The sequence below is a fragment of the Synechocystis sp. LEGE 06083 genome, from assembly GCF_015207725.1.
In the GTDB taxonomy this organism is placed as follows: Bacteria; Cyanobacteriota; Cyanobacteriia; order Cyanobacteriales; family Microcystaceae; genus Synechocystis; species Synechocystis salina.
On the sequence record NZ_JADEWJ010000246.1, the window covers coordinates 1 to 6141 of the forward strand.

General features: G+C 46.6%; 5 protein-coding genes. 1 reads left to right on the forward strand and 4 read right to left on the reverse strand.

Annotation, left to right across the window (positions count from 1 at the left end; genetic code table 11):
• Nucleotides 1–474: 474 nt before the first annotated feature.
• From IQ219_RS15830 to hemC, 3 genes are all read right to left on the reverse strand, one after another.
• Nucleotides 475–1224, reverse strand: a complete 750-nt coding sequence (locus tag IQ219_RS15830) for a DUF3887 domain-containing protein (protein WP_194020782.1) — start codon at nucleotides 1222–1224, stop codon at nucleotides 475–477.
• A gap of 148 nt (nucleotides 1225–1372) precedes the next feature.
• Nucleotides 1373–3265 (reverse strand): GNAT family N-acetyltransferase, encoded by a 1893-nt coding sequence (locus IQ219_RS15835; protein WP_194073242.1) that lies wholly within the window; start codon nucleotides 3263–3265, stop codon nucleotides 1373–1375.
• Nucleotides 3266–3425: 160 nt separating this feature from the next.
• Nucleotides 3426–4388, reverse strand: a complete 963-nt coding sequence (hemC, locus tag IQ219_RS15840; RefSeq protein ID WP_194020784.1) for a hydroxymethylbilane synthase — start codon at nucleotides 4386–4388, stop codon at nucleotides 3426–3428.
• 138 nt (nucleotides 4389–4526) lie between these two features.
• Here hemC and IQ219_RS15845 point away from each other — a divergent pair, with 138 nt between their 5' ends.
• Entirely contained in the window at nucleotides 4527–5687 is a 1161-nt protein-coding gene (locus IQ219_RS15845) for an AZOBR_p60025 family cell surface glycopolymer formation protein (RefSeq protein WP_368667620.1), read from the forward strand.
• A gap of 137 nt (nucleotides 5688–5824) precedes the next feature.
• Here the strand turns inward: IQ219_RS15845 and rsfS are convergent.
• Nucleotides 5825–6141 (reverse strand): ribosome silencing factor (gene rsfS, locus IQ219_RS15850; RefSeq protein WP_194073243.1); only part of this gene is annotated, 317 nt, incomplete at its 5' end.

Here is a 6141-nt window from a genome sequence, read left to right on the forward strand (position 1 = left end):
ATTTACCCATGTTTTAGATGAGTTGACCAAGCTTTTTAATAAAGTTAATGAGCTAGATCGATTAAGATATTTGGTCAATTCATGGGACATATTCTGCCATTCATCTGCCTAGATTGATGGAAGAGGGGTATGAGCTATGGAGTGAGACCAGCGGACTGATAAAATTAACCCTAAAGCCCCAGTGTAAAAAGTCACACTTCTCGAAAAATTTTCCCTGTTATCAAGTGGGACCTGAGCTTACTTAGAAAGTTTTAGTTTGTCCCCTAAAAGTCTGACAATAAGACAATATTCGTATCTATTTTTCTCCAAAGCTTGGAGAATTAGATGAAATTTTCAAATACATTCTTGAGGAAAATTAACCAACATTTTTAATTTAATAAACTGGGTGCGGAGCTGACAACGGTCTCCCCTAGGCTGCCCATCACTGCATTGAATAGGTCTCCTAGGGGGAAGCTTCATCTACACCTTGGTAAATTAATCGGTAACAAAATCTATGTTGATAATGGCAGTTTGATTATCAAATAAAATAAAGTAATCGTTGGTACTCTGCTCAAATTCGAGGGTAACAATGGCCAAGTCTGGCTCACTTAATGTTACCCCTGGGCGGACAACAATATCTTTAATACCCTTAAATTTACCATATTGATTTAACTCAATTTGCCATTCTTCTTCAAGTTTAGCTGGAAAAATTTCTGTTTTAAACAGGGGACTAAAATACCTACGAGCTAGGCCGTATTCCCCCGTAGCTAAGTTATTAATAAAAGATGTAACGATGGCATCAATGCTCTGTTTGCTTGGAACACCAAAACCAATTAATTGCTGTTCTTTATTATAAATAAACTGAATATTTTCACTGATGTTAGCAAATCTAGCATTGAGGATGACAATGTCAGCATTGACAACATCGATTACTTTGGCTGTGACAACTTCTTCAAAAGCGCCATCCTTGGCGATGATTTCATTTTCCCAGATGGCCTTGATCTGTTCGGGTGTAATGTAATCCTTACTCTCTGGCACCAGATAATCCAGGGCGGCGGCGTACTGGCCTGCGTTAATTAGGCTTAAAATCTGCTCGGATGTAGCAATAAGTTCCTGCCGTTGCTCCGCTGTGATGATTTGTCTCTCCTGACTATAACTAGGGGGAGCAAAGATGACCATGGGGGTTGTAATCAAACCCAACACAGTCAATATATTTATACTTTTGAGAGAAAGATTAAAGAACATCGATTTCTGTTCACTCCTAAATGACTTTGCCATTGAGTTTAGCCCAATTTATGGTGGACTTCAGGATTAATCAGATCAAAAGATTGGCTAGCAGTGAGACGATGGGGACGAAGTCAACCGCAAGAAGTTGCAATGACGAGCAAATTTCCTAATTGAAAAACATTTTTAATTCATAAACCCCGTCACTCATACATCGTTCTAGGCGAAAATTCATTTTCTCGAATAGGCGCAACATGGCCCGATTTTCCAGCAAAACATCGGCGGTAAAACCGAGTAGACCTTGTTTTTTGGCCAATTGGGTCAAATAATTCAACAATAAAGTACCAATGCCCTGTTGGTGGTAGTCATCCCGCACAACAAAGGCCACTTCCGCTGTGTGGCTATCTTCGTTAAGGGCATACTGACCAACCCCGACAATGACCTCTTGATGTTGTTGCTTGACGATCGCCAGGATAATTATTTCTTCGTTGTAGTTAATCACAGAAAACTGTTGTAGTCTTTGGTGGGGCATATCAGTGCGCACAGACATAAAACGTCGCACCAAACTTTCGTCGGAAAGGGCATAAAAGAAATCTTTTAAGTTAGGTTCATCGTTAAATTTCACTGGTCTAAGCCATAATTCCAGCCCGGTGCGGGTGGTGCGATAGGTTTCCAGATGTTCAGGATATTCCCCCTGTTGTCCGGTAATAAAAGCCTGGTCAGCATAAATTAAATGATGCTTTTTCGCCTGCTCAATTAACCAAGGGCGAAATTTGGGATGGGCGATCGCCGTTAACTGCATGGCCCGTTCCCGAATATTTTTTCCGTGGAGATAGGCAATGCCATACTCCGTGACCACGTAATGAATGTCCCCCCGATTGAGGGTAATGCCCACCCCTTCCCGGAGAAAAGGCACAATGCGGGAGATAGTTTCATTTTCGGCGGTGGATTCCAGGGCTAAAATGGTGCGCCCCCCCTTGGCCATGACCGCTCCCCGCATGAAATCGGCCTGGCCACCGATGCCACTGTAAAAATTACTGCCCAGGGATTCGGCGGTGGACTGTCCTGTCAAATCAATTTCTAGGGCACTATTGATGGCCACCATATTGTCGTGGTGGGCAATGGTAATGGGATGATTGGTGTAATCAACGGTGCGAAATTCCACCGCAGGATTATCGTTCAAATAGTCGTAGGTATCCCGACTGCCCATGCAAAAAGTTGCCACCACTTTACCCCGATTTCTCGTTTTTTGACTATTATTTACCGCTCCACTTTTAAGCAGTTGTACGAGCCCATCGGAAATTAATTCCGTATGCACCCCCAAATTTTTCTTGTTGCTTAAATAACTCAACACTGCGTCGGGAATACTGCCATAACCCACTTGAATCGTATCCCCATCCTGAATCAAACTGGCGACATATTTGCCAATGCGGCCGGCGAGAATATTGTCCCGCTCCATTTGGTATTCCAACAGCGGTTCATCATGGGCAATGATATAGCCCAATTTTTCCAGGGCAATGAACCCATCCCCATGGATTCTGGGCACTTGGCTATTCATTTGGGCAATGACCAAAGACGCTTGCTCCACTGCCGCTTTGACAATATCCACACTCACCCCCAAATTAACGTAGCCATGGTCATCGGGATAGGAAGTTTGAATTAGGGCCACATCGATGGGCACAAATCCCTGCTCAAATAATCCCGGTACTTGGGAAAGAAAAATGGGGGTATAGTCTGCTAGGCCTTCATTAACGGCGCTACGGGTGTGGTGGCCAATGAAAAAGGAATTATGGCGGAAGTTTTTGGCAAATTTGCTATCGGTATAGGGCGCTAAACCGAGGGTCCAGACCTGGAGCACTTCCGCATCAAATAGGGATTTGGGATGGGCCTGCACATAGTTAACCAACTCCTGCACCAAGTATTGAGGTTCCCCACAGGCCGTGCTGATAAATAGGCGATCGCCACGATGAAGATGGCTAAAAATTTCAGCGGTGGGGACAAACTTTTGGGGATATTGGCTTTTTAATTGGGCTAATCGTTCTTGACGATCAGAATTAACCATGGTGCTTGACCGGGAGGAGTAAAGACGAGCATCTCGTCACCGAAGCTGTTGCCGTTAATACCGTTAATAAATAAAGGTCAGGGCATCATTCCCCCATCAGCAACGGGCAACCTTGTACCTCCAAGTTTACAGTCCCACTCTCCAGCCAGAACTAGATCGCCTATCCCCGTCCCACTTCGGCCAAAATTTCCGCTAGGATTTCCCCGGCGCCCTGTTCCCGGAGTTTGAAGGCAAGATCCTGACCCAATTTTTCCGCTTCGTTCCGAGGAGCACTGAGGGTATCTTTAATTAACCTTTGGCCATCCAAACTGGCCACCATGCCAGTAAGGGTTAAATTGTCGCCATCTAAATGGGTATTAACCCCAATGGGCACTTGGCAACCCCCTTCCAATTGACGTAAAAAGGCCCGTTCGGCCAGACAACGATCTCGACTATCTTCGTCTTCCAACACTTTTAACAGACTGAGAATTTCCTGATCACCGTCCCGACACTCAATGCCCAAGGCCCCTTGACCTACCGCATGGAGAGAAATTTCCGGGGGAATGAGTTGGTCGATACGATTGGCCATGTCTAACCGTTCCAAACCAGCGGCGGCCAAAATAATGGCATCGTACTCATTGCTATCTAACTTAGCCAAACGGGTATTAACGTTGCCCCGCACATCCTTAAAAGTTAAATGGGGAAAGTGGTAGCGCAGTTGGGCCAGACGGCGGAGGGAAGAAGTTCCAATCACAGCCCCTTCCGGCAGGGAAGCCAGGTCTTTGCCTTGGTGTTTGGCGTTTAAAACCAAAGCATCGGCAGGGTTGACCCGTTTAGTGACGCAACCGAGCATCAAGCCTGCTGGTAAATTGGTGGGCAAATCCTTGAGGGAGTGAACAGCCAAATCGGTTCTTCTTCCCAACATCCCGTCTTCAAGTTCTTGGGTAAATAGTCCCTTATCCCCAATTTTTGCTAGCGCCACATCGAGGATTTTATCCCCCTGGGTTTCCATGGTTTCGACATCGAATTGGCGATCGGGGAAGTGCTTTTGCAATTCTTCCTGCACCCAATAGGTTTGCACGAGGGCTAGCTGGCTTTTCCGTGAGCCTATCCGAACTGTGGGAGCAGAGGTCGAAACAGTCATGAAACTTAAAAAATATTGTTAAAAATAGACTCGATCTAGCATAGCATCAGAGGCTATCGGCCTTGGTTTTCCTTCTGTAAAGCTAGGAGGAAACTCACTCACTGTGGCTGTTGCTATTACCATCCCAACCCGATCGCCGTGGAAAAGATTGCTCAAAACATTGGTCGTAAAGACATTTATCAAGCGATGTTGGTGGCCTTAGGGCTGGCGATCGCCGTGGCGAGCTATTTTTATTGGGCTAAATTTGACGGCCAGATTACAGGCTTTTTCCGCATTGGGTCGGTGTTGCCCCTGTCCCCGTTGTTGAATCCGGCGGAAACATTAATTTATCAAGGGGAATTGGGCTATGACGGCCAGCAATTCTTGACCATTGCCCTGGATCCGGGCTTGCATAATCCAGACTCCATTGCCGCTTTGGATCACCCCAGCTATCGTTACCGCCGCATTCTTTATCCTCTACTGGGCTATGTTCTCGGTTTGGGCAATCCAGTGTTAATTCCCTGGGCTTTGGTATTCATTAACATTGTGGCGATCGCCGTTTGTACAGGGTTAACTGCGTTTTACTTTCAAGATCAAAAACAGAAAACCATGGGAGCCTTGGCCGTGCTGGCAATTCCGGGGGTGTGGATGGTGTTATTTCTCTCCACCGCGGACCTACTGGCCAGCATTTTTAGTTTGGGGGCAGTGGTCTGCCAAGCAATATTTCCCCCCCATCAAAATAAAAAGTGGTGGTTGGTGCCCTTCCTCCTCACTTTGGGATTATTAACGAGGGAAACGACCCTAATTATCTGGCTGGCTATTGCTTTAACCCTGGGGCAAAAACGGCAATGGCGATCGATGGGGGTCTTACTACTCAGTTTGCTTCCCTTAACTCTCTGGTTGGGCTATATCCATGGGCGGCAGTTACCAGGGGGCAGTGGTACCGGCAATTTTGGTTGGCCATTGGTGGGCATCGGGGAAAAATTTCAGAACCTAATCCAAACGGGGCTGACCGCTAACAATCTGTACGAAGCCTTCCTTTGGTTTTTATTGCTGTTTACCCTGGCCCTGTTAGTTTGGCTCACTCTGCCCCAGCGTCGAGACAATATCACCCTGACCTATGGCGGCTGGCTCTATGGCGGGCTGTTACTGGTGGCCAGCTTTTACATTTTGAATTATTACCTCAACTACAGTCGGGTTTTTCTGGACGTATTTCTGCTAACCATCCTGGCCATGGCTTCCACGCCACGGTTGATCCGTTGGCTTTACACGGCGATCGCCGGCCTGGGCAGTGTCACCTTTTTATTGCTGAAATCCTGACTAGGAATGGTTATGCAGAGGACTTCTCAGAACCCTTTGGCGGAGTCCCTCTGTGCTTCCTTAGTAACCCAATGCCGGCGGAATTTTATCTAGTCTGCCGCCAAACTTAGGGTTTCACGAAGTTGTCAAAATAGTCTTCAAGCAGAAGTGGGGGGATTGTAGGCAATGCCGATCGCCGTGGCAATATCAGCTAAAGTTTGTTCCTGGGCATGGCCCCAAAAGGCTTCTAGCTTATAAAATTCCCGTTCCTCTGGCATAAAGGTATGGACAAGAACATCGCCAAAATCCTGTAGCACCCAAATGCTTTCACTGTTGCCTTCCGTGTGGGTAGGCAGTTGACCGTGGACTAGTTCCACCTGCTTTTCAATATTGTCGGCGATCGCCCGGACCTGGGTACGGGAAAATCCAGTGGAGATGACAAAATAATCCGCCAGGTAGGACACATCCGTAACCT